The following is a 26,049-nucleotide window of genomic DNA, read 5'->3' on the forward strand; positions in this document are numbered from 1 at the left end:
TGATAGCTTCCTATGAGTTCAGTGAAGACGTAATCAAATAGTGATGGCTTCCTTTGGGCTCAGTGAAGGCATAATCAAATAGTGATGGCTTCCTTTGGGTTCAACGAAGCCATAATCAAATAGTGATGGCTTCCTTTGGGCTCAGTGAGGTCGTAATCAAATTAAAAATGACGTGGTAAAATATAAAATCCCCTATAGTTTTTTAAATCTATAATAATTTAAAACCTATGATTAAAAAAGTAATGACTACTGTACGCAATGCAGATATTCATGCGCTCAGTACAAAAATTGTAGCGGCAGTCGGCTCAGATATATTGGAGTCAGATGCGCACTTAGGTACCATCACCACGGAGATGGATACCAAAAACAGCCTATTGCTTACGGCTATTAATAAGGATAAAATGCACTCTAGCTTAGAAGAACTAGATGATGAACGCGACCAAGCATTTAAATCGATACTGCAACTAACCGAAGGATATAAACATTATCCTGACGCTACCATTGCAGCCGCAGCGTTAGAAATAGGTGCATTAAATAATAAATATAAAAATGATATTTTAGACAGTAGTTATAATAGCCAGAATACTTATAGCGAATCGTATTCTGAGGATATGACCAAACCTAAATATGCCAATGCCATGGCACAACTACCAGGGGTGTTGCCACTATTTGAGTCTTTTAACACAAAGCAACAAGCCTTTGTATCGTCGCAAAATACTTTACAAATGGCGCGTGTTAACGAAGATGAAATGCCAGCTGCCACTGAAGTAAAAAAAGAACTGATTAAGATAATCAATGGTAAGTTGGTAGTTTATCTGCAGTTTTTACAAAAAATGGCTACACCTGAATATGCTGAGGTGTGTACGGCAATTGAATTACTAATTGATGCCGAAAACACCAAAATAAAGCAACGTAGCAGTAAACTCAATAATTAATAATGAAAAATGGGGATTTTTAAGGCCATCCGGATTGGGTGGCCTTTTTTTTTGGATGAATAGCTTAGTGGATAGATTTACGAGTTAGAAGCTCGCGCTAGCTAGAAACGAAGCCGTATAGAGAAATAAATTAATAATCTGCACCAAGAGGCACTAGGTTTAACAAAAAACTTATGATACTACCTATAACCATTATTCCATAAAACATAGCCCAAAACCTCTGCCAGCTGTTGACTTTATATTTTGACACGAACATTGATATTACATAACCAAGTACCATTGAACCGAACAATTGTGATACCATTGAGAAAATACCAATATTTAGTTCAGTTTTCTTAATGAAGAAATTGAATATTAGTGACACAACAAAGAATACTGATATTGTAATTTTATTTCTCATATATTTATATTTAACACGCTAGTATTGCAGCTTGCCTTGTGATCGCTTGGTGCTAGCGCGAGCTTTTAGCTCGTGACTAAAGTATTTTTTCAATTTTAATTACACTAAATTCATCAGCATAATTTGTTGCACTACTATATTTCCAATGGTAAGGTTCGCTTACAAAACCTGATACAACAGGATTATTATGGATATAGTCTATTTTCTGCTGAATTACTTCATTACTCCATAATTCAATAGGCTTATTATGTTGTTGCCAAAACTGGCTTCCTTTTACATTACTATTTTTAAACCCTGCCCTTTTAAACATCCATAACATCCACTCTTTTCTACTTTCTTGTTGATTTTCCTTTATCAACATTTGAAGTTTTTTTGATGTATAGGTCTTTATTTCCTTAATTAACTTCCCAGGATTACCGTTACATCTTTAAACATTAAATGAACATGGCTTGGTAAAATGCAATAAGCAAAAAGTACTAGACCTTTCTGTTTTTGACAGAATTCTATACTTTCTGCCATAATTGCAAAATATTGTTCGCGAACAAAAACATCTATCCAATTAACTGTAGCGAAACTAATAAAATAAATACCGTCTGGATTATGGAATTTATATTTTCGACTCATTTGAAAATTACTTTACTTGAAGATAGAACAAAACATATAAGTTTAGCACACCAGCTAAGTTCATTGATGAGTTTTATGGGATCAGCATACTGCGCACACTTATGGGTTTGTTGAAGCACGAGCTAAAAGCTCGCGCTAGCTGTGGCGCCGTGTTTTAATGCTTGCCTTGGGATCACTTTATGCAGAGCGATGACGCAAAAAAAACAGCAACCAATTGCTCGGTTACTGCTTTCTCACTCTCTAAATACTACTATTATTGTCTTTTGTCTTCATTCTTTTATTTCACCTCCCACACATCTCCAGAGTTCACCAGCTCTTCAAAAGTGTGTACAGAGGTTTGGGCCTGAATTTGCTCTAGCTGATCGTTTACACTTTCATCGTAACTTACCCCTTTTACAGAACGAATTACCCCTAAAGCCACTGGCAATTCAGGATACTCCATATTTGACAATTTACGATGCATCGAAACATGATAACTCTCGGCATCGTGTACCAAAATATCCTCCAATGTATAACCTGCCTCACCAATAGTAACCGCTTTTAGGTTATGGTCTTCATCCATTACCAGACCTTTATTTTTTTCGGCACCAAAAATCATTTTTTCGCCATGCTTTAAAATAATAGTTCTATCGGCCTTGTGCTTTTTATCGGTAATAGCCTCGTGCGTATTATCGTTATAGATTACACAGTTCTGCAACACTTCAACAATGGATGCACCACGATGCTTGGCTGCTTCTTCCATTACTGCGACTGATAATTTAATTTCTTTATCGATAGTGCGAGCAAAAAACTGGCTTCGCGCCCCCAAGGCCAATTGCCCAGGGCGGAAAGGATCTTCAACCGTTCCGAATGGCGATGTTTTAGATATAAAACCACGCTTGGATGTTGGTGAGTATTGCCCCTTGGTTAAACCATAAATTTGGTTGTTAAACAGTATAACATTGATATCGATATTTCTTCGAATCAAATGAATAAAGTGGTTTCCTCCAATGGCCAAAGCATCGCCATCGCCAGTAATTTGCCATACATGCAAATTAGGATTGGCTACCTTAACTCCCGAAGCCACTGCCGAAGCTCGCCCATGTATAGTATGGAACCCATAGGTATTCATATAATACGGAAAGCGCGACGAACAGCCTATGCCTGATATCACGGCCACATTATGGGGTTCTACTCCTAAGCTAGCCATGGCTTTTTGAACAGCGTTTAATATGGCATGATCGCCACAACCAGGGCACCAACGCACCCGTAAATCGTTTTTATAATCGGTATATTTGAATTCGCAATTTTCGCTCATAATTTATTCCTCCAATAGTTTAGTAAAGTGCGCTTTTAGCTCAACCACAGTAAAAGGTAAACCTTGTACCTTATTATACTGTAAGTATGGAATCTCAGGAAATGTCATTCTTAAATGATTGGCAAACTGTCCCATATTTAATTCACAAACCACAATTTTTTTGTAGCCTTTCAATACATCATAAGTATTCTTTGGCAATGGATTTATGTAATTAAAATGCGCCAATGCCACCTTAATTTTTGATTCACTATAGAGCTCCTCCACTGCTGTATATAGGTGCCCAAAAGTTCCGCCCCATCCTACAACTAATAAATCACTATCGGCATGACCCAAGATATCTTGCTCGGGAATAAAGTCTTCAATTTTTTTAATCTTATCCGCCCTAGTTTGAACCATTTTTTCGTGATTCTGAGCATCGTAAGAAACGGCACCCGATTCTTCATCTTTCTCTAAACCACCAATGCGATGCATGTAATCAGGCGTACCCAATTTAACCCACGAACGGACTAAAGTTTCAGGGTCGCGCATATATGGAAGCCAGTCCTTACCCGCTACTGTTGGGCGCACTGCTTTTATCTCAGGATAATCTTTTAAATCAGGAATACGCCACGGTTGCGTTCCATTGGCTAAGAAACCATCCGTTAAAAGAATCACAGGCGTCATATGCTCCACGGCTATTTTAGCAGCATAAAAGGCGTACTCAAAACAATTAATTGGCGATGATGCAGCCATTACTACACAAGGGCTTTCTCCATTTCGGCCATGCAGGGCTTGCATTAAATCACTTTGCTCAGTTTTAGTTGGCAAACCCGTTGAAGGGCCACCACGTTGCACATTAACTATAACCAAAGGCAACTCTGCAATAACTGCCAATCCAATGGCTTCGCCTTTTAAAGCTAGCCCTGGCCCTGAGGTTGAAGTTACTGCCATATCACCGGCAAAACTGGCACCTATGGCCGTGCAAATACCCGCAATCTCGTCTTCAGCCTGAAATACTTTTACGCCTAAATCTTTACGGGCTGATAATTCTTGCATTATTTCAGTGGCCGGAGTAATAGGATAAGAACCTAAAAACAATTCGAGATTGGCTTTCTGAGCAGCGGCTATTAAGCCCCAAGCAACCGCGGTGTTACCGTTTAGGTTTCTATACTTGCCCGGTTTAATTGATGCCGGATTTATATGATAAGATGGGGTTACAGCCTGAATAATTACGCCGTAATCAAAACCCTCTTTGAGTACCTTTAGGTTAGCCTCAACAATAGCCGGATTCTTAGCAAACTTCTTCTTTATGTATTTATTGGTATGCTCAAGCGGACGATCGAATAACCAATACACCAAACCTAAGGCATACATATTTTTACTACGTAGGATACTTTTGTTATCTAAACCCATGTCCTTTAAACTCTCTTTAGTAAGAGCTGTAATGGGCGCTTTAATAATATTATAATCGCCTAGCTTATCTTCCACAATCGGATCATCGCTTACGTAGCCAGCTTTGCGCATACCTTTTTCATCAAAGCTATCCACATCCATTATAATGGTACCACCATGTTTTACCCATTTACCATTTGCTTTTAGTGCTGCCGGATTCATGGCCACCAATACATCTGCATAATCGCCAGGAGTATATACTTCGGTACGTCCTAGGTGAACCTGAAAACCAGAAACTCCACCTATGGTTCCTTGCGGCGCTCTAATCTCGGCCGGATAATCGGGAAATGTAGAGATATCGTTTCCAAAAATGGCGGATGCATTTGAGAATAGTGATCCTGACAACTGCATTCCGTCACCTGAATCTCCTGAGAAGCGGACAACTACTTCGTCGCGCTCAATAATCTTTGAACTTCTTGCCATATGCTTAGCAAATTTGAGAGGGTTAAAACCTATGTGAATTTCTTTTAAGGCTAGTAAAGGTAGCAAGTGCCCTTTGATTTATAAGTTGATTAACGTCAGTGTTTAAGAACATAAAAAAAACGAATTCCGCGTGATCTATTAATTTTATAGGCTTATCGCTGATAGAGGTATTTAGACAGGATAGGTACATCATTTTTTTTATAAAAGATACAATTTCAACCATATGAAATATGAAGTGTACATCAGTTAATTAGAAAATATGTAATTTTGAAGAAATAAATATTTTTTAAACAATGGCATTAATTAAAGAAGTAAGAGGATTTACTCCTGAAATTGGAGAAAATGTATATTTAGCTGAAAACGCTACTATTATAGGTGATGTGGTGATAGGAAACGACTGCAGTATTTGGTTTAATGCTGTTTTACGTGGTGATGTAAACTCTATTAAAATTGGTAATAAAGTAAATATTCAGGATGGCTCGGTATTACACACACTGTACCAGAAATCGACTATTGAAATTGGCGATAATGTATCGGTTGGACATAATGTAACCATACATGGTGCAAAAATAAAAAATGATGTGCTTATAGGAATGGGTGCTACCATTTTGGATGATGCTGTTATTGGCGAGAATTCTATTATTGCAGCCAATTCACTTATTTTAAGCAATACTGTGGTTGAACCAAATAGTATTTATGCAGGTGTTCCGGCAAAAAAGGTGAAAGATATTGAGCCTGAGCAAACCAAAGAAATGGTGAATAAAATTGCCAATAATTACTTGATGTACGCAAGTTGGTATAAAGAGGATGGAGAAGAGTAAATCTGCATGAAAAGTTGTAGTCTAATTTTATTGAGTTCTGAATTACTAAACTCATAGCATGGAGATAATTCTCAATATTATAATAGCAGGCTTTTTTGTTTGGTTAACCACTGATCTATTAACTAATAAAGAAGACAAAAAGAATGTAAAGAAAAGATTAGAAGTTTTAAGCGAGATTAAAGGCGGTGATAAATGGTACCATCTTAAAGGTAAAATGGTTGCATTTATATTAATTACCTCAATCGGAATATTCGCATTTCTCATATCTCTATTCTTATCATAGCTATTCAAAACTTCTTATCTGAATATTCGATAAAAGTAGCTCCCATTACATATTCTAGTATAATTTAAAATCCTGTTAAGTACTTAGCAGGATTTTTCTTTTAGAATAAAAATATCCCTGCCACTCCAGCCAAAACGATGAGAAGTATGGGATGTATTTTTTTTACTTTGGTGCTGATTAATAAACACACTGCGGAAAGTGCAATGGCAATGTAGTTGATGTTTTGATAGTTATTCTCGAAGAAACTTTGGTCGGCGATATGGTAACCTGCAAACAATATTAGAGCCACTGTTACGGGTTTGAGTGCAGCAAAAATAGCGGTTTTAAGTTTATGCTCTTTTATACGACGGAGTATTCCGGATAGAATTAGCATTACGATGATGGATGGTGCTGCTAAAAAAGTGGTGGCCACAACTGCTCCGGGTAATCCGGCAACGCCTACGCCAACATAACTTGCAGTGTTCATAGCAATGGCTCCAGGTGTCATTTGTGCCAAGGAAAAGAAATCGAAAAACATATCGGGTGTCATCCAATTGTTACGTTCTAATTCTTCAATGATAAGTGGAATCATGGCCATACCTCCACCGAAGTTAAATAGGCCAATTTTAAAAAATGAGATGGCTAAATTAAACAGATCCTTCATTACTTGCTTTCTCCTTCCTTTATTTTGGTAATAATAGGCTCTAGAAAATAGATGCCTACTCCTGAAATTATCCCGAGTATAATGGCCATAATTGGGTTCAGCCCCAAGAAAAGACCTAACAGAGCAGCCAAAAAGATAAAGAACTGCAAATGGCTTTTAATGCCTGTTTTAAAGAGTTTGTATACCGAATGGATAATCATTGCCACCAAACAGGCACGAATGCCTAAAAAGGCCTTTTGTACGTATTCATTGGTCATGCTATTTCCCATTAGAAAATATAAACTTGTAACAATAATTAGGGAGGGCAATATAATTCCGGCAGAAGCCAAAATACCACCTAATATACCGCCTTGTTTATTGCCAATATAAGTGGCCGCATTAATGGCGATGGTACCTGGTGTCATTTGCGAGATGGAAAGTATTTCGAGGAGCTCATCTTTAGTAATCCATTTTTTATTTTCAATTAACTCGCGTTCTAGCAAAGGGAGCATGGCATATCCTCCTCCAAACATGAAGGAACCAACCTTTAAAAAGGATAAAAAAAGCTGGAAATTATCTTTAAATTTTAACATTGAAAAGGTGTATACAAATTTAAGACCAAGTGGGACTTTTAAGTATTACTGAAACAAATTTATTTGTGTTACTTCAATATCCTGCTTGAGAAAGAAACCTGCGGTTTGCTTAAACTTATCGGCATTCTCGGTGGTATAGTATTGAACGCTTCCGCCACGAGTACATCTTTTATCGATCTCAGGGTGACGTTGCAAATAATCGACTAAACTATTTGCTACAATAGAACCTTGAGATAAAATATTGATATGCTCAGGTGTATACAATTTAATTTTATCCATTAACATGGGATAGTGCGTGCATCCGAGTATAACGGTATCAATATCAGAATTCAATTGCAAGAGCTTCTCGATATGTTGCTTCACAAAATAATCAGTACCAGCTTTATTTGATTCTCCATTCTCTACCAACGGCACCCACATCGGACATGCTTCTTGGTAAACCTCAATATTACTTGATTGCTTTTTAAGTTCGAGTGGATACGATAAGGATTGTACTGTTCCTGTAGTTCCTAATACACCAACCTTAGCTGTTTTTGTAATTTCAGCAACATACTCCACGCTTGGACGAATAACGCCCAAAACACGCTTATTTGAATCTATATTGGGCAAATCCTTTTGCTGTATTGTTCTCAGCGCTTTTGCTGATGCTGTATTACAGGCTAAAATTACCAAATGGGCACCCATGGAAAACAATTCCTTTACTGCCTCTAATGTGTATTCATAAACAATATCAAAAGAACGCGTACCGTAGGGTGCACGAGCGTTATCGCCCAAATAAATAAAATCATTATTAGGCAACTTCTTTCGTAATTCTTCTAACACGGTTAAACCTCCGTATCCAGAATCAAAAACAGCTATTGGTCCGCTTATATTATTCATTATATGGTACAAAAAAAGGATGATTATTAAATCATCCTTTAAATATATAGTATTTATTCTTTTTTACATTGTAGCTAACTTAGCTTTTACTAGGTCTTCAACATCTGTACTTTGAGCAGAATGGTAAACCACAATACGAGAGCTTACGTCGAAGATGTAAATGAAGCCATTATCAGCACCTACAGCATCAATAGCTTTTTGTACTTTCTCAATAATTGGCTGCAATAATTGCTGCTCTTGTTGTTGTAAGTTTTGTTGGGCTAATTGTTGGAAATTTTGAAGACGTTGACTGATTTCTTGGATTTCTTTCTCCTTAGTTGCACGAATTAACTCAGCTAACTCGTCTCTTTTCTCCATATAATCTTTGTACTTAGCATCTAACTCATCGTTCATCACCTTAAGGTTTTGATCTAATTTTTGAGCCTCAGCTTGAAGTTTTTGATCAGCTTCTAATTTTTCTGGTAATTCAGATACTAATTTTTGAATATTAAGGTGTCCGAATTTTAAGTCTTGTGCGAAAGTATTTGCGCTAAAAACGATTGCTGCAATTACTAATACTAATTTTATAGATTTCATTATTTCTTTTTATTTGATATCAATTTGATAGTTATAGTTACTAACTAACTTGATGATTAATACAACATTAAATTATAAACCCAATTTAGCTTTTACTAAATCAGATACATCAACACTTTTTTGTGATTTATAAACCGCTAAACCACCGGCTTCTTCAAATATATAAAGAAAACCATTCTCTTCACCTACTTGCTCAATTGCGGTAGTAACTTTCTCGAATATTGGTGTTTTTAACTCTTGCTCTTTCTTTTGAAGGTTCTGTTGTGATGTTTGGTAAAAGGCTTGAACCTTTTGGTTACCTTCTTGAATCTGAGTTTCTAGTGAAGCTCTTTCTTCAGCAGGCATTGTTTGTAAACGGTTCACATAATCCATTTGAATCGTTTTTAAAGACTCCTGCATATCAGTAAGTTGTGCTTCTAATTTAGAATACTCTGTTTGTAACTGCGTTTCAACAGATTTCAATTCTGGCATTTCGGCCAAAATAGCTTGTGTATTCACATGACCAAATTTCATTGGTGTTTGTGCTTTCACAGTGCTCAACCCGAACACAAAAACACATAACATTAATAACTTAAATATTTTCATTTATTTCAATTTAGCATTAGAACCTACATATCAGATATGCATTGTACATATTACAAATGTTCCTTTTGATTTTCAGATTAATATTAATTTTTATATCCTAATTTCTTTAGAATCTCATCACTCTTATCATACTTTGGATCAGAGAATAGCACAACTCCACCTGATGCTTTATCAAAGATGGCTGCATAACTATTGTCTTCTACCATTTCTCTAATGGCATTATAAATATCATCTTGAATTGGTTTTATTAAAGCTTCGCGCTTTTTACCCAATTCACCCTCTGGACCGAAATATTTTGTTTGTAAAAGCCTCGCTGACTTTTCTTTATTAACAATCTCCTCTTCCTTTTTGATTTTCATCTCATTAGATAAAAAAACACTTTCGGTTTGGTAGTTCTTATACATAGTTTCTACCTCACTATAGATTGCTTCTATTTCTTTTTGCCATTTTTCTGATGCCTGATTTAATTGCTCATTGGCAGCTTCAAATGCTGGAACATTTTTTAATATATAGTCCGTATCTACAAAAGCATATTTCTGTGCATACATATTTACAGTACACAAAAGAACAACTAGAAAAAAGAATATTTTTTTCATACTTTATTTAGTTTAACATATTAAACAAGGTTACGTTGCAAAAATCAAACCACAATTAGAACTGTTGTCCAATTACAAAGTGGAATTGACTTCCATTGGCATTTGGATTTCCATAAACATCGTCGAAACCATACCCCCAGTCTATACCCATTAACCCAAAGATTGGCAGGAAGATACGAACACCAACCCCGGCGGATCGTTTCAGATCGAAGGGACTATATTGGTCGAACTCACTCCAAGCATTACCTGCTTCAAGAAATGCCAATGCATATACTTGAGCTGAAGGTTGTAAGGTCAGTGGATAACGCATTTCAAAAGTCATCTTATTATAGATATTACCATCTTGCTGACCAAATTGATTATACGGAGTTAATGAATTATTACTGTAACCCCTTAATCCAACAACCTGACTACCATACATATTAAAGCCTGACATTCCATCACCCCCTAAAGTAAACTTCTCAAACGGGGATCGAACATTTTTATTATAATATCCGAGGAAGCCCATTTCGTACTTGGCCATGATCACCAGTTTTTCTGCTTTATCGAGTGGCGTAAAAATAGAACCTTGCGTAGTCCATTTATGATATTCGATTAATTGGTATAAATCTTCTTGGGCTGCACTTCGCGTATCGTAATCACTTGAAGTTGCATCCGCATTTAATTTTTCATAATCCTTGTCGACAAACATTGACCATGGCGGAGTAAACTCAACTCCAATATTAAATGTTGAACCTCTACGAGTATACAAAGGATTATCAATAGAGTTACGAGATAACATTACTTTGAAATGGAGATTTTGGGAAATTCCATTTTCCATAATAAAATACTGCCAGTTCTTAAGATCATACACTTGGTAACTTGCTTCAGTATAAACTGAGAACCAATCATCAGGCCATGATAAACGTTTTCCAAATCCAACAGAAACTCCTGTTGTTTTCATATGTTGATCAATTTCTGACTGATCGTAAATATAATTTGGATAACCGCCATAACCATAACCTCCACCTAGGCCACTATTATAATATGGATTGTTATAACCTGAACTACTTGAAACTCCACTTTGAATTGAGTGATAAGCAGATACACTTAATGAGTTTGGTTTTTTACCACCTAACCAAGGCTCAGTAAATGAGATACTATAAGATTGGAAAAACTTACCATTAGTTTGTGCTCTAAGGGATAAAGTTTGTCCATCTCCTGTTGGTAGTGGTCTCCAAGCCTCTTTATTAAAGAAGTTTCTCACAGAAAAATTTGTGAATCGCAAACCAAGAGATCCTACAAACATACCTGCACCCCAACCTCCGGATAACTCAATTTGGTCATTTGCTTTCTCTTCTAGATTATATACTAGATCTACAGTACCATCTTCTGGATTTGGATTTACCTCAGGATTAATATTTTCAGGATTGAAATGCCCCAATTGTGATAATTCTCTAATTGTACGAATTAACTCAGACTTACTAAATAACTGTCCTGGTTTAGTTCTAATCTCACGACGCACAACATGTTCGTGTGTTTTTGTATTACCATTAATAACAATATTATTAATAGTAGCTTGCTTACCTTCGTATATTCTCATCTCCAAATCAATGGTGTCGCCATATACGCGAACCTCAATGGGTTGAATATTTGAAAATAGGTAACCATTATTCATATATAAGTTATGAACAGCATCGTCATCTTGAAATAAACGCTCGTCTAATAACTTTTGATTAAATACGTCTCCTTTTTGTAAACGGAGTACAGCGCTCAAATAATCTCCAGGATATATACTATTACCTATCCAAGAAATATCTCCCAAGTAATATTTGTTACCCTCCTCAACTTTTACTTTAACATCAACAGTATTATCATCATTTCTTGTAATTGAATCGTATTCAATTACCATATCACGATAACCTAGTTCATTATATTTGTCGATTACAGCAATTAAGTCTTCTTGGTACTGCTCATCTATAAATTTCTTAGTTCTAAAGAAGTTAAGAATCTTACCCTTCTCGTTGGTTTTCTTCATAGCTCTATTTAGCTTGCTATCAGAAATAACCTCATTACCAACAAACTCGAGGGTTCTTACTTTTACTTTCTCCTTTTTATCAACAGTAATATCAAGATAAACGTGGTTTACTTTAGCTGTATCATCCTTTTGTACAATACGTACCTCGGTGTTATAGAAACCTTTTGCTACAAAATAATCTGCGATATATTTTTCCGATCTAGTAATTAAGAATGGTGTTACCTGATTACCCTTCATCATGGCTACCTTTTCAGCCACAGTTTCCATTTCCGATTTCTTTAAACCATAATAGTTGATATCAGATAAACGTGGCCTTTCTCTCAACTTGATCGTAAGCCATATTTTCCCTTTCTCTGTTTTATCAGCTAAAATCTTCACGTCTGAAAAAAGTCCGTGTTCCCAATATTTCCGTATTGCTTCTGAAATTTCTTCACCAGGAATATTTAACTTCTGACCAACCGCTAACCCTGAAAGATTAACCAATATTTTCGGATCATAGTTCTGTATTCCCTCAACATTTATGTCTGCTATTTCGTATGTGCGAGGTGCACCAGAGTAGCTAATATTCGGGACATTTTGTGCCTGAATATTAAATGCGGTAAATAATAATATGGAAATATAGATTAGTTTTATTTGTTTAAGCATTGCTATACTCTCTATGTATCATTGTTATTTATAATTGTTCGCTAGTTTTGCCAAACCTTCTTTCTCTACTTTGATAGTCGAATAAAGCTTCGTAAAAATTTTCTTTTGTGAAATCAGGCCAAAGCACATCACAAAAGTATAACTCTGCATAAGCTAGCTGCCACATTAAAAAGTTACTTAAGCGCAACTCTCCACTTGTTCTAATCATTAATTCAGGATCTGGAATACCACCAGTTGTTAATCGTGATGAAAATAGGTTCGCATCGATTTCATCAACATTTAAATCATTACTCTTAACAGACTGAGCAATTGACTTAACAGCCTCCGTAATTTCCCATCTTGAACTATAGTTTAATGCTAAATTTAAAGTTAATCCGGTACAGTGGTCGGTATTTTCAATACACTCTTGTAACTTCTTTTGCACCTTTTTAGGCATATTATCAACACCTCCAATAACCTTTAACCTTACATTATTTTTAACCAATGTTTCAGTTTCGGCACTAATTGTAGATACCAACAAAGCCATTAAAGCATCAACCTCTAATTTAGGCCTATTCCAATTTTCCGTTGAAAATGCGTAAACAGTGATATATCCTAATTCTAATTCTGCTCCTGCTTCTATAACTCTTTTTACCGCCTTAACACCATGTTTATGACCAAACATACGGGAATTCCCTTTCTTTTTGGCCCACCTACCATTACCATCCATAATGATGGCTACATGTTGGGGTAATTTATTTTTTATCAGTTCGTCTTTTACTGACATATCAATTTCTTTGCCTTATCGTTTAAAACCTCCGTTACATTGGCCCTTACGCTTAAACATGCTATAAGTTACCATTACTCCTGCAAAAGAGTACCAATCATTATTATGCACTCCATTATTTGAACCAAACCCATACGGATCGTTAGGATTAATAGGTAAATTATGTCCAACTACGTCTAAGTCATCCACAAAAGTTTTTCTAAAACTCCACTCTAAACCTACCCTAAACCTATTATTTAACTTATACTTGAGCCCTGCTCCGAATGGCAAAGATAATATAAAAACTGTTTCCGCAGAGTAATTTTTAGGTTCTGTACTAAATCTTTTATAAGCAGTAGTTCCAAGGCCAACTGAAACATACGGTGTCCAATTTGAATTTTTATCGAACCAATGATCATACGATAAAAAATTAAACTCTAATTGAATTGCTGCATCTCCAATAGATCTATCAAATGAATAATATACATCTCCCTCTGGAAAAACTATATCATTCTCATGATAACTCCCTTTTAAATTTGCCATAGTAAGCGACCCTTTTACAGCATACCTATCATCAATTACATAACGACCAACTCCGCCGAATGCAAGTGAAGAATTATTAAACTGCTTACTCGGGTTTAAATCACCTAAGTAGTATGAAGCTCCTACAAAACCACCAATCTCAATTCTATCTTGAGAATAAAGCCTACTGAAACCTGTCTGCAACACCAATACGCAGATACATATAAAAACATTTAAAAATGCTTTATTTATTCTATATGTATTTACAATACTGTTACTCTGCATTTTCTGGTTTAATATTTTTAACAAAGTGTACAAATGTAATATTTTAATACAAAACTCAATTTTATAAAGCTTGATTTTTGGCCCTTAAACTAGCCTTTAACCTAACTTTAACTAATTGCAATAATCTTATCTAGTTATAATAGATATAACCCTAATTGTATAATAATATTGTGTTAATATTTTTGCTTTATGAAGTATACCACAAAACTCCCCTAGTAATGAAAGGTATCAATACTTAGTAATTTCTTTTATCTGCTCCCCACATCAGTTTGTTTCTCAAAGTCTGATTGTAGCTTATTCCTGGCAAATCAACAACAGATATGCTAAAATCGGCCTTTTTAACTCTAAGCTCAATTGAATCTTCAAAAACAACACTTCGTGAATCTAATGATGCCAGAAACTTATCAGCCCTACCTTCAACCTTGAGTGTTATTTGCATATCGTTGGGCACAATAATAGGCCTTACAGTTAAATTATGCGGTGCTATGGGGTTAATTATAAAACTTTTGGAGGATGGGTGAATAATAGGACCACCTACACTTAGGGAGTAAGCAGTAGAACCAGTTGGTGTAGCAATAATAAGCCCATCGGCCCAATAAGAATTTAACAACTCACCATTTAAGTAGGTATGAATCGTAACCATTGAGGCACTATCACGCTTTTGAATTGTTAATTCATTTAAGGCAAAATTTAAATCCCCAAATAAACCGGCATCCGTTTCGAGGCACAATAAGTCAAGTTGTTTATATTTTAAGTTACCTGAAAATATATAATTCATGGCACTCTCAATTTCTTCTTTTGCCACATCTGCAAGAAACCCAAGACGCCCACTATTTATGCCTAATATTGGAATAGAAGCATCACGAACTAAAGTTACAGCTTCTAAGAATGTACCATCGCCACCAACACTAATAAATACATTGACATCAGATAATTCTGCACGAGAATTAAAGGTGCCATCAACCTTAATAGCATCAGAATCTAGACTCTTTATGAAGTCGTAGAAATCACTATAGATAATAATTTCAGCCCCACGCGAACGAAGTTCATTGCATAGAAACAAACAGTGTGGAAGAAAACTAGGTGAAAATTGTTTACCAAAGATGGCTATACGCATAATTCAGTTTACCTTAATAATATATCGCAAATGTAGAAAGTAGATTTATTTCATCAAAGTAATAAATCATATTATATCGCAAAGCAGTACAATGTATTTGCATATGAATTATAAAGACATATTGACGTGAATATAAAAACCACTTTGTCCAAATTTATTTATGGCATAGTTTACACTTAATACTCTATCGTAATAAGTAACCATATCAATCCCCAAGCCATAACTATATAAAAATGTATTACTCATAAAATTACTTGGGTCTTGATTAGCATCATATACATACCCTGTATCGAAGAAAGTACGAAGGTAAAAGGCATAATGTAGTTTCGAAAACTGCTTTAATGGTATAAATTTCAGGTTCGCGGTTTGGGTTGGCACTAACTCAAAAATTACTTTTTGCTTTGAGTAAGCATAGCTTGTTCCGCGTATTACATTATACTCATATCCATTTAAAAACTCACTGGTCCCTAAACCCTTATTAAAAACAAATGGATTGTCTTTTGATGAACCATATTTACTACCAAACTGCCATCCATAATAAAACCGTTTATGAATATTACCAAATTGGAGATATTCAAGCTGCAGTGCTAAATCGTTATAGGTACTGGTAAAAATGCCAAACCCACTTTTTAAAGCACTTGCCCTTAATAGATTTCCGCGCAATGGAAAAACCTTAGAATCTCTATAGTCGATACTGTAACTATACTTTAAACTTAAAAATTCAAGTGAGGTATTTCCATCAAGCAAATAGTCGGGGTTTAGTTTAGCAACTGTATCAGCTATGTGTATGGCGTTATAGCCAATATTAACACTATGACGATTTACATGATTGCTCCTATATTTAAAAAGTACATTCACTAAGCTTTCCTGCTGTGCAAAGCCACTTTCTACTTTAATTACATTATCAACATTATTTAAGGTATTATAGGATACTTGTGCATTGGCTCGATACCTAAGCATGGCACCCCACCCTAATTTATAATTATAATCTGCCGACTCGTATGACAAATCAAATTCATTTAGAAAACCGAGTCTAATTTTAAAGCGAACAATTTCGTTCATACCCCTAAAATTTTCTTTCTTCAGATATAAGCCATAATTAATTCTTGACCAATCCCCAGTCTTAAAAAAGGTACTTAGATTCCTATCCCCTTGTTCTAAAATTGGCAATGCCCACAAATACCATCGTTCATCAACTTTAATATCCATATAAAGCTGTTCTTCATCGGTAAGCCAATAATTGATATACACAAAATTAAAGAGAGAAGTATTGTTTAAGTTGTTCTTTGATTGAATAATTTGATTATGCAGGTCCTCCTTTACAATAGAGTCGCCAATATGAAAGAGTAGTTCGTTATAAATTATTTTAGCCTTTGTTTTTTCGTTACCCGAAAGAAATATTTTTGTTACAACAAGAGTATCCTTGGCCTCGGTGAGGTCAATTTCCATAATACTGTCTTTACCTTTTGCTGACGAAAAGGCACTATAAAATAATAGAAAAAACAATAATATGAACTCAGGTTTATTTGTAATAAAACATTTTAACAAAATATATTAGGCATAACTAAACATTTAAATACCTCAATAAGGCATCATAATTTTTCTTGATAACTTCGTCTACTGCATTATACTCAGAGTAAGAAGCCAAAACAGTATACTCGTACCGATCAAAGGCATTTAAAACGGGAGAGATATCTTCACGGTTCAGCTTAATGGTTATTTTTAAAAGTGATTCACTTTCGTGTTGATTTACATAAAAACTTAGCACCTTAGCTTCTGCATCTTCAATTATTCTTGCAATTTCTGAAATGGAATAATCATGAACTGGAACTTCAAGTTCAATGATTCCACCTGGAGCATGGGCATCAATTAAACTGGCAAATTCCTTCAGTAAATCAGATTGGGTAATCATACCCAAATACTCCTTATCCCTTGATAAAACGGGAACTCCAGTTAACTGAAGCCTTGATGCCAACTCAATAACACTAAATATATGTTGATTATCATAAACATAAGGAAATGTTAGTGATAGTTGATGATTTCCTAAGGCTTGATCGGGTTTATTTAAATCAAAGATATCGGTGTCAGCTATTAAGCCTAAAAACTCAGTATTGTTAACAATAGGAAGATGCGACACCCTAAATACTTCCATCCAGTTAAGGGCATCCAAACCTGTATCTGAAGTTTTCAATGCTGGTATTAAATCTGATATTAAATCCTTTGCTAACATATATTACTTATAAAAATACTCTTACCTTTGCGATTAATTAAAGCCTCTATTTTTAAACGAGACTCAGCTTAAATTTACTTTCATATAACTAAACAACCAAGATATATATAGGTTTATTTAGTAGTTTTAGATTAATGAACTGAGTATCATGATTAACAGTGATTAATGACAAAATTAAGCGTAAACATAAATAAGATTGCCACTCTTCGAAATTCAAGAGGTGGAGTAATGCCAAATGTGGTAAAAGCAGCTACTGACGTTCAACTTTTTGGCGCCGATGGTGTAACTGTTCATCCTCGACCAGATGAGCGACATATTAGATATCAGGATGTAAGAGATATTTCTCCGATTATAAAAACGGAATTTAATATTGAGGGTTACCCTAACCGAGAATTTATTGATTTAGTTAAAAGTGTAAATGCTCATCAGGTAACTTTAGTTCCCGACCCTCCTGAAGCCTTAACCTCGAATGCTGGTTGGGATACCATTGCTAATAAGAGTTTATTGCAAGATATTATTGCTGAATTTAAAGAAGCCGGTGTAAGAACTTCAATATTTATTGATACCGATTTAAAAAATATTGAGAACGCAGTTGAAACAGGTACCGATAGAATTGAATTATATACAGAACCTTATGCAACTGATTATCCCAATAACAAAGAAGCTGCAGTAGCACCTTTTGTTGAGGCGGCTAATTTGGCACACAAACTTGGGTTGGGTATTAATGCTGGGCACGATTTAAGTTTAGAGAACTTAAAATTCTTTTCTGAAAATATTCCGTTTTTAGATGAAGTATCTATTGGCCATGCGCTTATTTGCGATGCTTTATACATTGGTTTAGAAGAAACTGTTAAAGCCTACAAGGCACAATTAGTAAAGTAAATGTCGGTTCAGTTATTTTATCGTAAGTTAGGCGAAAATGGGGCTCCACTTATAATTATCCATGGACTTTATGGTGCTTCGGATAATTGGCTCACCATTGCCAAACAGCTTCAGGACAAATTTAGAGTTTATATTGTTGACCAACGTAATCATGGTCAGTCGCCACATACCGAGGAGATGAACTATGATGTAATGGCCGATGATATTAAGCAACTAATGCTTGATGAGAATTTGGATACGGCTACCATTATTGGACACTCGATGGGGGGAAAAACAGCAATGACTTTAGCGCTAAAATATCCTGAGTTAGTGGATAAATTGGTGGTGCTTGATATTGCTCCTAAATCGTATGGTAACTATAGTAATTACGCCAAAATAACCAACGATCATCAAAATATAATTGACGCTCTTTTATCGGTTAAACCCGATGAATACAAAAGTCGCAGTGCTGTTGATAAGTATTTAGCCCCAAAAATAACCAATACAATGGTGCGTTCATTCTTGTTGAAAAACATCACTCGCAATGCAGATGGTACTTTAATGTGGAAATTAAACATTAAAGTATTGGCCGAAAATTTGGAGCTAATAATGGCTGGATTCTCTGATAAGAACTACAAGGAGTTTGATTTTAACAAAACCGTGGCTTTTATTAATGGTGAAAAATCGCCCTATATTCTTGAGGAGGATTTACAGTTGGTTAGAAACTTATTTCCATCGGCACAAACTGCCACTATTCCTAACGCAGGACATTGGTTACATGCTGAACAACCGGAGTTATTTTTGAAAACACTGCTGTATTTTATTGATTAATTTTTACTGATGCAAAAATGAAATACTCTACTACATAGCTGCAATCGACGATTACAAAAGTGCAGTTTTTTACAGAAAACATTGTTTATGCCAATGCGCCCAGATAGCAGCGGCAGCTCTTTGTTGTTTTTGCTTAGCAGAACTTAGCTGGCGGATGCGACTTTAGGAGCACACGCACCGCTTAGTAATGCTTGCAAAAAACAAAAAAGGCTAGAGCGAATAGCTGGATAAAGCGCCCTAATTATAACAAACATGGTTAAATTGAGCGCTGAACGTAATCGTCTTCAATTAAGGGGTTGCCCATGAGGCGCAGAAGCAATTGGGCTGTGGCAAGCACATCTTTTTCGCAATAAATGGCAATTCTATCCAAATCGTTATCGTTATAATACACGCTAGCTACTTGACTACCGTCGATATCGTCTTTGGGTGTTGGAATATTAAAAATGGCCGTTAAAAGACTAAGCGAGGTATAGTGTTTATAATCGCCAAATTTCCAAAGGTCGAGGGTATCGATAAACTTAACTTCCCAAGGCTTTTTGCCTGCAATATCGAGGCACTGCGGCAGTTTTAGCCCATTGATGAGCATGCGACGCGCAATGAATGGAAAGTCGAATTCTTTAGCATTGTGCCCACATAAATTGTTATCAAAGTTTTTTTGCATAAAACCTTCGAGCATATTTGAGAATTCAATGAGTAGTTGCTTTTCATCGTGGCTAGCAAAGCTTTTTACTTTAAAATGCATTTCGCCTTTTACCCAGTGTATGATGCCGGCTGAAATGCAAACTATTTTTCCGAACTCGGCATATATACCGGCACGCTGATAAATATCGGCAGGGGTTTGTTCTTCCTTTAAAAAGAATTCGGCTTTTTTATCCCATAGCTTTTGAAATGTTTCGGGAACATCGCTATAATTGGCGTGTTGCGGAACGGTTTCAATATCGATAAACAGGATATTCTCGGGCTTTAAATTGTTTAGCATAATTGAGTTTTTGAATGATAAATATAACAATTGAATTGCAATTTGAGGCGAATAGACCTTTGATAAATTTGCTACTTACGCGATGAAATATTCTATATTTGCAACAATATTTACCTATGAAATTGATAACATGATTAAACACGTAGTATTATTTAAACTTAAGGATTTTGAATCAGCCGAGGCTAAAGCTGATAAATTAAACGAAATTAAAACGGCATTAGAAGGTTTGCTAGGAAAGATAAGCGAACTAAAAACCATTATTGTAGGAATTAACTGCAACGAAAACGAGAGTTTTGATTTTGCGCTTGAAACTACTTTTGAATCAATGGAGGCGATGGATGTTTATGCAAAACACCCTTTACATGTAGCTATTGTTACTGATATTATTAAACCTGTTGCCGAAAGCAGAGCTTGCGTTGATTACCAATTATAAGCTAAATATGATGACTAGACAGCTCTTCGTTATTGTTTTGTTTGCGCTGATTATTGGATGCAAGCAAAACAATAATATAAGTATAGAACCAAGTAACCCCCTGATTAAATATGTTGGTAGAATTGATTTTTCAGATACCAATGCACCCGAAATATTTTGGAGTGCAAGCGAAATTGAAATTCAATTTACAGGCACTTCTGTTTCGGCCACTTTAGTGGATGAAAAAGGTTTAAACTATTTTAATGTAGTTATTGATAAAGATTCTGTTTATCCGCTAAAGCTGGATAAGGGCAGTAAAACTTATTTACTGGCAGAAAAGCTTGATGGTAACATTCCGCATACCATTGAACTGATTAAACGAAATGAGTTTAAAACGGGTAAAACGGTTTTCATGGGTTTTTATATTGAAGATGGAGAGTTGTTACAAACAGCAGCTAACTCAGGCCGCTTAATTGAGTTTTTTGGAAATAGTATTACCTCGGGATATGCTATTAACGACAATACTGGGGGTGATTCTCCCGACAGTACTTACACCAATAATTATGTGACTTATGCTGCATTAACGGCACGACACTTTGATGCGGATATGCATGCAACAGTGCGCGAAGGAACGGGTATTATGGTGAGTTGGCACGAGCATATTATGCCAGAGATTTACAATAGAGTAAATCCTTACGACTCAACTAGCATTTGGGATTTTAATAAGGTAACCCCTAATTTGGTGGTAATTAATTTAATGCAGAACGATAGCTGGATTGTAAAACAAAAGAATTACCCTGAATTTATCCGACGTTTTGGCGATACTGCTCCAAGCCCACCAGAAATTATTAAGGCTTACGCCGATTTTGTTGCTTTAGTAAGAGCGGAATATCCGAATACTCCTATAATATGTGCCCTTGGAAGTATGGATGCCACAAAAGAAGGAAGTGAATGGCCTGGTTATATTAAATCGGCTGTGGCTTCGTTAAATGACAAGGCCATTTATACGCACTTTTTTAAATACACTAATAAAAAGGGGCACCCTAGAGCTGATGATAATAAAATAATGGCCGAAAGCTTAATTACTTTTATTGAAGATACTTTAGCTTGGAAATAACATGCAAAAAAAATCCTCAATTTGCATTGAGGATTTTAATTAGCGTAGATTCTAACTTAGTTTAGTTTTCTAACAGAATGTCTATCAACCCACATGTTACCGTGTGCAGACTTCCACATAACTCTTGTTTTGGAAGTTTTGTACAATTTTGAATCAGATTCAGTTTTTGCTACCTCGGTACTTGCAGCTTTTGCAGCTTTTGCTCTTGGACGAGTGTTTGTTTTTGCTTCAACACTTACAGCTGTCATTCCTAAAACAGCTAATGCTAATAATAACTTTTTCATACCTGTGCTTATTAATTATTTTCTGATATGATGTTAAGCAAATCTCGTACCCAAGATACCTTACAACACACTGCTATACAACATATTAAAATTACACTCAGGGTATGAGTTAGAAAATATATTATTCTACATTAACTAACTACATTTACAGCATAGCTACTTGAAAAAATAACAAACTTTAAGAAGTTGTCACCTCAATAAAAACTAGGTGAATGATAGAAACTAAAAGAAAAAATATTTGGATTTTTATTAGAACTACCTACAAATACACTCCAAAACCACACGAGAAGAGGTTATATTGTGGATTTGCAATACGAAGATGCTCATAACCTAATGAGAATTTCCACCTTTTAATATGGTAGCTTGCCCTCAATTCTATTGTATTTACATTTTGAGTATTTATTTTACTCCATAAAAACTCTGAATATATACTCACATTATTGATTGCAAAGCTCTCTAAATTGAAGCCATAAGTAAAGCCCCATTTATTAACACCTGAAGCTATATAATCAGCCCCTAAGGAGTACCCTAAATTAAATATTGGAAAGCGAATACGATCATATGCCAATGTTGCATGAAAAAGAGAAAGATGCTCATTGCCTCGATCAGGTAAAACTTCGAGTAGCTCGCGATAATCGGCCTTTATATATAAATACTTAGTGGGACGAAACTTTACATTCAGATGGTTACCATATATAGATTCTGTATTTGCAAAAAATGAATTGTGAATATCAATACGAGCCTTTTGTACTAAATCAGATCCGTCAATGGCACTAATATAATTACCCGTTTTAAAATCTATATAAGGGTATTTAGTAATGCTATTATGTAAATGATATTCCTTACCGTATAAGCCAACGGTGCTCACATAAACTACACCTGCCACAGCTTTTACAAATAGATCGGCAAAAAAATTATCGGAATACTCCTCATCAAAGAAACTTGAGCCAGAACCGCCCGAATGCTGTTCGTAAACTATAGGTGATTGCGAGGATGATGACTGGGATCCTTGTTCTACTTGATCTTTAGAGGTTTTTAATTTACTCTGCGCTGATACATTAAAACCAATTGCACAAACAATTAGTAAAGAAACGGTTATTTTAAACATTAGATTAGGGTAACTGAATCAAACAAAAAAAGCCCTCAGTAAACTGAAGGCTTTGCAATATAATTGATTTATTTTATAAATCCGAAGAGTAAATAGCTTGTGGTAGCTCGCGTAAGTTATACTGATTTGCCATTACTTCGCCATAAGCACCCGCTGAACGAATGGCAATTAAATCACCACGTTTGGTTTCTGGCAGAGTAACTGCCTTACCGAAACAATCAGATGACTCACAAATAGGACCCACCACATCGTACTTCTGATCAGCACCCAATGAAGTAAGATTATCTATTTTGTGATAAGCTTGATACAAAGCCGGACGAATTAAATCGCTCATACCTGCATCAACAATAGCAAATGAAGTATTTACACCTTCTTTCACATAAATAACTTTACTCATTAAAGTTCCGCACTGCGCAACAACTGAGCGACCTAATTCAAAGTGAACTTCTTGTCCTTCCTTAAGCTCTAAGAAATCACCGAACACTTTAAAGAATGCTTTAAAATCAGGAATTGGGTTTTCCACTGGCTTTTCGTAGTCAATACCTAATCCTCCACCCACATTAATAATCTGCGGGAAATAACGATTCTGCTCAAACCATTCTTGTAGCTCGTTTACACGAACACACAATTGTTTAAACGATTCTAAATCCTGAATTTGAGACCCAATGTGAAAATGAATTCCTTTAAACTCAACATTCTTAAGGTCTTTAAATTTGGCCATTACTTTTTCAAGATCCCAAATATAAATTCCGAATTTATTCTCCTCTAAACCTGTGGTAATATAATGGTGTGTATTTGCTTTTACATTAGGATTTATCCTTAAAGCAATACCTGCAACTTTACCTGCTTTCTCTGCTAATTCATTAATTACTTCTAGCTCAGGAATCGACTCCACATTAAAGCAACCAATATTATTATTTAAGCCAATATTAATTTCCTTATCTGATTTACCAACACCCGCAAACACTACTCTATCTGAAGTAAATCCTGCCTCTATAGAAGCGGCAACCTCATTCCCACTTACACAGTCAGCACCAAATCCGAACGAATTAATGGTTTTAAGTATACGCTGATTGGCATTGGCTTTTACCGCGTAATGAATATGGTAATTGTATTTTTCCGATTCCTTTTTAATGGTTCTGAGGGTATCATCCAACAAATCCATATTATAATAATAAAAAGGAGTTTCTATCTCTTGCAGTTTATTTAACGGAAACATGCTCATTCTCTTCTGCTATTAAAACAAATTGTTATTAAGCACATTAAGTGCCTCTTTTTTAAATTGACTCTCGATAACTACAGAAACATTAAAGTTACTTCCACCATATGAAATCATACGAATAGGAATTTCTTTTAATGCCTCAAATATTTTATTGGCATGACCTTTTGTATCACTTACTAAATCGCCAACAATACAAACGATAACCTGGTCTGTACATACATCAACCGTTCCAAACTTCTTTAAGTCGTCAACTATTTCATGTACATGTTTATCATCATCAATAGTTATAGATACACCCACCTCTGACGTTGATATCATATCAATAGGCGTTTTATAACTTTCAAATATTTCAAACACCTTACGCAAGAAACCGTATGCTAATAACATACGTCCCGACTTAATTTTAATTACAGTAATATTATCCTTTGCAGCAATAGCTGTAATACGACCTTTCTGCTGTTGCGATGAAATTAATGTACCTGGTGCTTCAGGTTCCATTGTATTGAGCAATCGAACAGGGATATTGTTTACCTTGGCAGGTAAAACACATGTAGGATGCAATATTTTTGCTCCAAAATAGGCCAACTCAGCAGCCTCATCAAACGATAAGTTGGTAATAGAATACGTTCCCTCTACAAAACGAGGGTCGTTATTATGCATACCATCAATATCTGTCCAAATTTGAATTTCAGTAGCATTAAGAGCTGCTCCAACCAAACTAGCAGTATAATCACTACCGCCACGTTGCAGGTTATCTATTTCTCCAAAAGCGTTTCGAGAAATAAAACCTTGTGTAATATATATTTCTGCCTCTCCTGCTTTTTCTAATTCTTTTTGAATATTTTCTTTGATATACGCAGAATCAGGTTCTTGATTCTTATCAATACGCATGAAATCAAGCGCTGGCAATAATGCCGACTTCTCTCCTTGCTCTGCTAAATAATAATGAAACATTGCTGTTGATAACAATTCACCTTGAGCTAAAATAGCTTTCTCTTCGTGAGCTGTGAACATATCAATGGTAAAGCTTTTTATATAATCAAAATGAGAGTTTACCAATTCCTTTGCCTTTGCCTTAGTTTCTCCCTTGGCGTATAGCAATTCAATTTCTTCGTAATACTTTTGTATTAAACCCGAAATTACTTCATTGGCTCCGTCGTTATTTTTTTTATACAAGTAATTTGCAATTTCAACAAGGCTGTTTGTTGTGCCACTCATAGCACTTAAAACAACTACTTTCGAACTTCCATCACAAACTAAAGAGGCTACTTCTTTCATTCGTGCGGCTGACCCTACAGATGTACCTCCAAACTTTAAAACTTTCATATTTATTAGACATTAGAATTAAGACAAAAACAAATTGGCAATTTATTTACACCTAAGTTCATTTCTTGTCCTAATGATTTCATTATAATCAAACTTAATTAATTGATACAAAACTAAGAGATTCTTTTTTAATATCTATAAAAGGAAATAATAAAAACAAGAATATCACAAACTGTTAAATATTTAACATGTATTGAAATATTATTCATAATCACGACAAATAGAATAAACCTAAATTACTCGTGCAAGTAGATGTAATAATTTATCCTATTTACATATACGC

At 35.3% G+C, this 26,049-nt stretch carries 27 protein-coding genes; 7 read left to right on the forward strand and 20 right to left on the reverse strand.

Going from position 1 to position 26,049, the window contains the following annotated elements; genetic code table 11:
- Positions 1-227: 227 nt before the first annotated feature.
- Positions 228-935, forward strand: a complete 708-nt coding sequence (locus tag A8B35_RS16080) for a DUF6261 family protein (RefSeq protein WP_075603450.1) — start codon at positions 228-230, stop codon at positions 933-935.
- Between the two features lie 476 nt (positions 936-1,411).
- Here A8B35_RS16080 and A8B35_RS23610 read toward each other — a convergent pair whose 3' ends face one another.
- The 3 genes from A8B35_RS23610 to A8B35_RS16100 all read right to left on the reverse strand — a co-directional run bounded on the left by A8B35_RS23610 (position 1,412) and on the right by A8B35_RS16100 (position 5,110).
- Entirely contained in the window at positions 1,412-1,696 is a 285-nt protein-coding gene (locus A8B35_RS23610) for a hypothetical protein (RefSeq protein WP_222844169.1), read from the reverse strand.
- Positions 1,697-2,236: 540 nt separating this feature from the next.
- A complete protein-coding gene (locus A8B35_RS16095; RefSeq protein ID WP_075603452.1) occupies positions 2,237-3,256 on the reverse strand; it encodes a 2-oxoacid:ferredoxin oxidoreductase subunit beta in 1,020 nt (339 codons plus the stop codon).
- Between the two features lie 3 nt (positions 3,257-3,259).
- Positions 3,260-5,110 carry a 2-oxoacid:acceptor oxidoreductase subunit alpha gene (locus tag A8B35_RS16100; protein ID WP_075603554.1) on the reverse strand — a complete coding sequence of 617 codons (1,851 nt, stop codon included), beginning with the start codon at positions 5,108-5,110 and terminating at the stop codon, positions 3,260-3,262.
- Between the two features lie 293 nt (positions 5,111-5,403).
- Between A8B35_RS16100 and A8B35_RS16105 the strand changes: the two genes are divergently transcribed.
- Positions 5,404-5,931, forward strand: a complete 528-nt coding sequence (locus A8B35_RS16105; RefSeq protein ID WP_075603453.1) for a gamma carbonic anhydrase family protein — start codon at positions 5,404-5,406, stop codon at positions 5,929-5,931.
- A gap of 58 nt (positions 5,932-5,989) precedes the next feature.
- On the forward strand, positions 5,990-6,214 hold the full coding sequence (locus A8B35_RS16110) for a hypothetical protein (protein ID WP_075603454.1): 225 nt from the start codon (positions 5,990-5,992) through the stop codon (positions 6,212-6,214).
- Between the two features lie 100 nt (positions 6,215-6,314).
- On the opposite strand, the gene A8B35_RS16115 is transcribed toward A8B35_RS16110, so the two are convergent.
- From A8B35_RS16115 to A8B35_RS16170, 12 genes are all read right to left on the reverse strand, one after another.
- A complete protein-coding gene (locus tag A8B35_RS16115) occupies positions 6,315-6,857 on the reverse strand; it encodes a chromate transporter (protein WP_075603455.1) in 543 nt (180 codons plus the stop codon).
- A complete protein-coding gene (locus A8B35_RS16120; protein ID WP_075603456.1) occupies positions 6,857-7,429 on the reverse strand; it encodes a chromate transporter in 573 nt (190 codons plus the stop codon). The genes A8B35_RS16115 and A8B35_RS16120 overlap by 1 nt, the downstream gene beginning before the upstream one ends.
- A 45-nt stretch (positions 7,430-7,474) precedes the next feature.
- The gene (gene murI, locus A8B35_RS16125) at positions 7,475-8,308 is read right to left on the reverse strand and encodes a glutamate racemase (protein ID WP_075603457.1); all 834 of its coding nucleotides are present in this window, start codon (positions 8,306-8,308) and stop codon (positions 7,475-7,477) included.
- A 63-nt stretch (positions 8,309-8,371) separates the two neighbouring features.
- Positions 8,372-8,884 (reverse strand): OmpH family outer membrane protein, encoded by a 513-nt coding sequence (locus A8B35_RS16130; protein WP_075603458.1) that lies wholly within the window; start codon positions 8,882-8,884, stop codon positions 8,372-8,374.
- Positions 8,885-8,956: 72 nt separating this feature from the next.
- A complete protein-coding gene (locus A8B35_RS16135) occupies positions 8,957-9,469 on the reverse strand; it encodes an OmpH family outer membrane protein (protein WP_075603459.1) in 513 nt (170 codons plus the stop codon).
- 83 nt (positions 9,470-9,552) lie between these two features.
- Complete coding sequence (locus A8B35_RS16140; protein WP_075603460.1) at positions 9,553-10,065, reverse strand: OmpH family outer membrane protein; 513 nt, start codon at positions 10,063-10,065, stop codon at positions 9,553-9,555.
- A 55-nt stretch (positions 10,066-10,120) separates the two neighbouring features.
- Positions 10,121-12,727, reverse strand: a complete 2,607-nt coding sequence (locus tag A8B35_RS16145; RefSeq protein ID WP_075603461.1) for a BamA/OMP85 family outer membrane protein — start codon at positions 12,725-12,727, stop codon at positions 10,121-10,123.
- Between the two features lie 28 nt (positions 12,728-12,755).
- A complete protein-coding gene (locus tag A8B35_RS16150) occupies positions 12,756-13,493 on the reverse strand; it encodes an isoprenyl transferase (RefSeq protein WP_075603462.1) in 738 nt (245 codons plus the stop codon).
- A 15-nt stretch (positions 13,494-13,508) separates the two neighbouring features.
- Positions 13,509-14,279, reverse strand: a complete 771-nt coding sequence (gene porG, locus A8B35_RS16155) for a type IX secretion system protein PorG (protein ID WP_139314919.1) — start codon at positions 14,277-14,279, stop codon at positions 13,509-13,511.
- 235 nt (positions 14,280-14,514) lie between these two features.
- Positions 14,515-15,396, reverse strand: a complete 882-nt coding sequence (locus A8B35_RS16160; RefSeq protein ID WP_075603463.1) for an NAD kinase — start codon at positions 15,394-15,396, stop codon at positions 14,515-14,517.
- A 108-nt stretch (positions 15,397-15,504) separates the two neighbouring features.
- On the reverse strand, positions 15,505-16,845 hold the full coding sequence (locus A8B35_RS16165) for a BamA/TamA family outer membrane protein (RefSeq protein WP_075603464.1): 1,341 nt from the start codon (positions 16,843-16,845) through the stop codon (positions 15,505-15,507).
- 115 nt (positions 16,846-16,960) lie between these two features.
- Entirely contained in the window at positions 16,961-17,626 is a 666-nt protein-coding gene (locus A8B35_RS16170) for a CBS domain-containing protein (RefSeq protein ID WP_075603465.1), read from the reverse strand.
- Positions 17,627-17,791: 165 nt separating this feature from the next.
- Here A8B35_RS16170 and A8B35_RS16175 point away from each other — a divergent pair, with 165 nt between their 5' ends.
- Together A8B35_RS16175 and A8B35_RS16180 are read left to right on the forward strand one after the other, a co-directional pair.
- Positions 17,792-18,508 carry a pyridoxine 5'-phosphate synthase gene (locus A8B35_RS16175; protein WP_075603466.1) on the forward strand — a complete coding sequence of 239 codons (717 nt, stop codon included), beginning with the start codon at positions 17,792-17,794 and terminating at the stop codon, positions 18,506-18,508.
- Positions 18,509-19,318 (forward strand): alpha/beta fold hydrolase, encoded by an 810-nt coding sequence (locus tag A8B35_RS16180; protein WP_075603467.1) that lies wholly within the window; start codon positions 18,509-18,511, stop codon positions 19,316-19,318.
- 256 nt (positions 19,319-19,574) lie between these two features.
- On the opposite strand, the gene A8B35_RS16185 is transcribed toward A8B35_RS16180, so the two are convergent.
- Positions 19,575-20,297: a 3'-5' exonuclease gene (locus A8B35_RS16185; RefSeq protein ID WP_075603468.1), complete on the reverse strand. Its 723-nt coding sequence runs from the start codon at positions 20,295-20,297 to the stop codon at positions 19,575-19,577.
- An 82-nt stretch (positions 20,298-20,379) separates the two neighbouring features.
- Here A8B35_RS16185 and A8B35_RS16190 point away from each other — a divergent pair, with 82 nt between their 5' ends.
- Both A8B35_RS16190 and A8B35_RS16195 read left to right on the forward strand, forming a co-directional pair.
- Complete coding sequence (locus A8B35_RS16190; RefSeq protein WP_245820805.1) at positions 20,380-20,730, forward strand: Dabb family protein; 351 nt, start codon at positions 20,380-20,382, stop codon at positions 20,728-20,730.
- 7 nt (positions 20,731-20,737) lie between these two features.
- Positions 20,738-21,826 carry an SGNH/GDSL hydrolase family protein gene (locus tag A8B35_RS16195; RefSeq protein WP_083634496.1) on the forward strand — a complete coding sequence of 363 codons (1,089 nt, stop codon included), beginning with the start codon at positions 20,738-20,740 and terminating at the stop codon, positions 21,824-21,826.
- Positions 21,827-21,882: 56 nt separating this feature from the next.
- On the opposite strand, the gene A8B35_RS16200 is transcribed toward A8B35_RS16195, so the two are convergent.
- The 4 genes from A8B35_RS16200 to A8B35_RS16215 form a co-directional block, all read right to left on the reverse strand.
- A complete protein-coding gene (locus A8B35_RS16200; RefSeq protein WP_075603470.1) occupies positions 21,883-22,110 on the reverse strand; it encodes a hypothetical protein in 228 nt (75 codons plus the stop codon).
- A gap of 259 nt (positions 22,111-22,369) precedes the next feature.
- Entirely contained in the window at positions 22,370-23,218 is an 849-nt protein-coding gene (locus tag A8B35_RS16205) for a hypothetical protein (protein ID WP_075603471.1), read from the reverse strand.
- A gap of 73 nt (positions 23,219-23,291) precedes the next feature.
- Positions 23,292-24,443 carry a diaminopimelate decarboxylase gene (gene lysA, locus A8B35_RS16210; protein WP_075603472.1) on the reverse strand — a complete coding sequence of 384 codons (1,152 nt, stop codon included), beginning with the start codon at positions 24,441-24,443 and terminating at the stop codon, positions 23,292-23,294.
- Positions 24,444-24,455: 12 nt separating this feature from the next.
- On the reverse strand, positions 24,456-25,766 hold the full coding sequence (locus A8B35_RS16215) for an aspartate kinase (protein ID WP_075603473.1): 1,311 nt from the start codon (positions 25,764-25,766) through the stop codon (positions 24,456-24,458).
- Between the last annotated feature and the right edge of the window lie 283 nt (positions 25,767-26,049).

It is taken from the genome of Saccharicrinis aurantiacus, assembly GCF_001660705.2.
Lineage (GTDB): Bacteria > Bacteroidota > Bacteroidia > Bacteroidales > Marinilabiliaceae > Saccharicrinis > Saccharicrinis aurantiacus.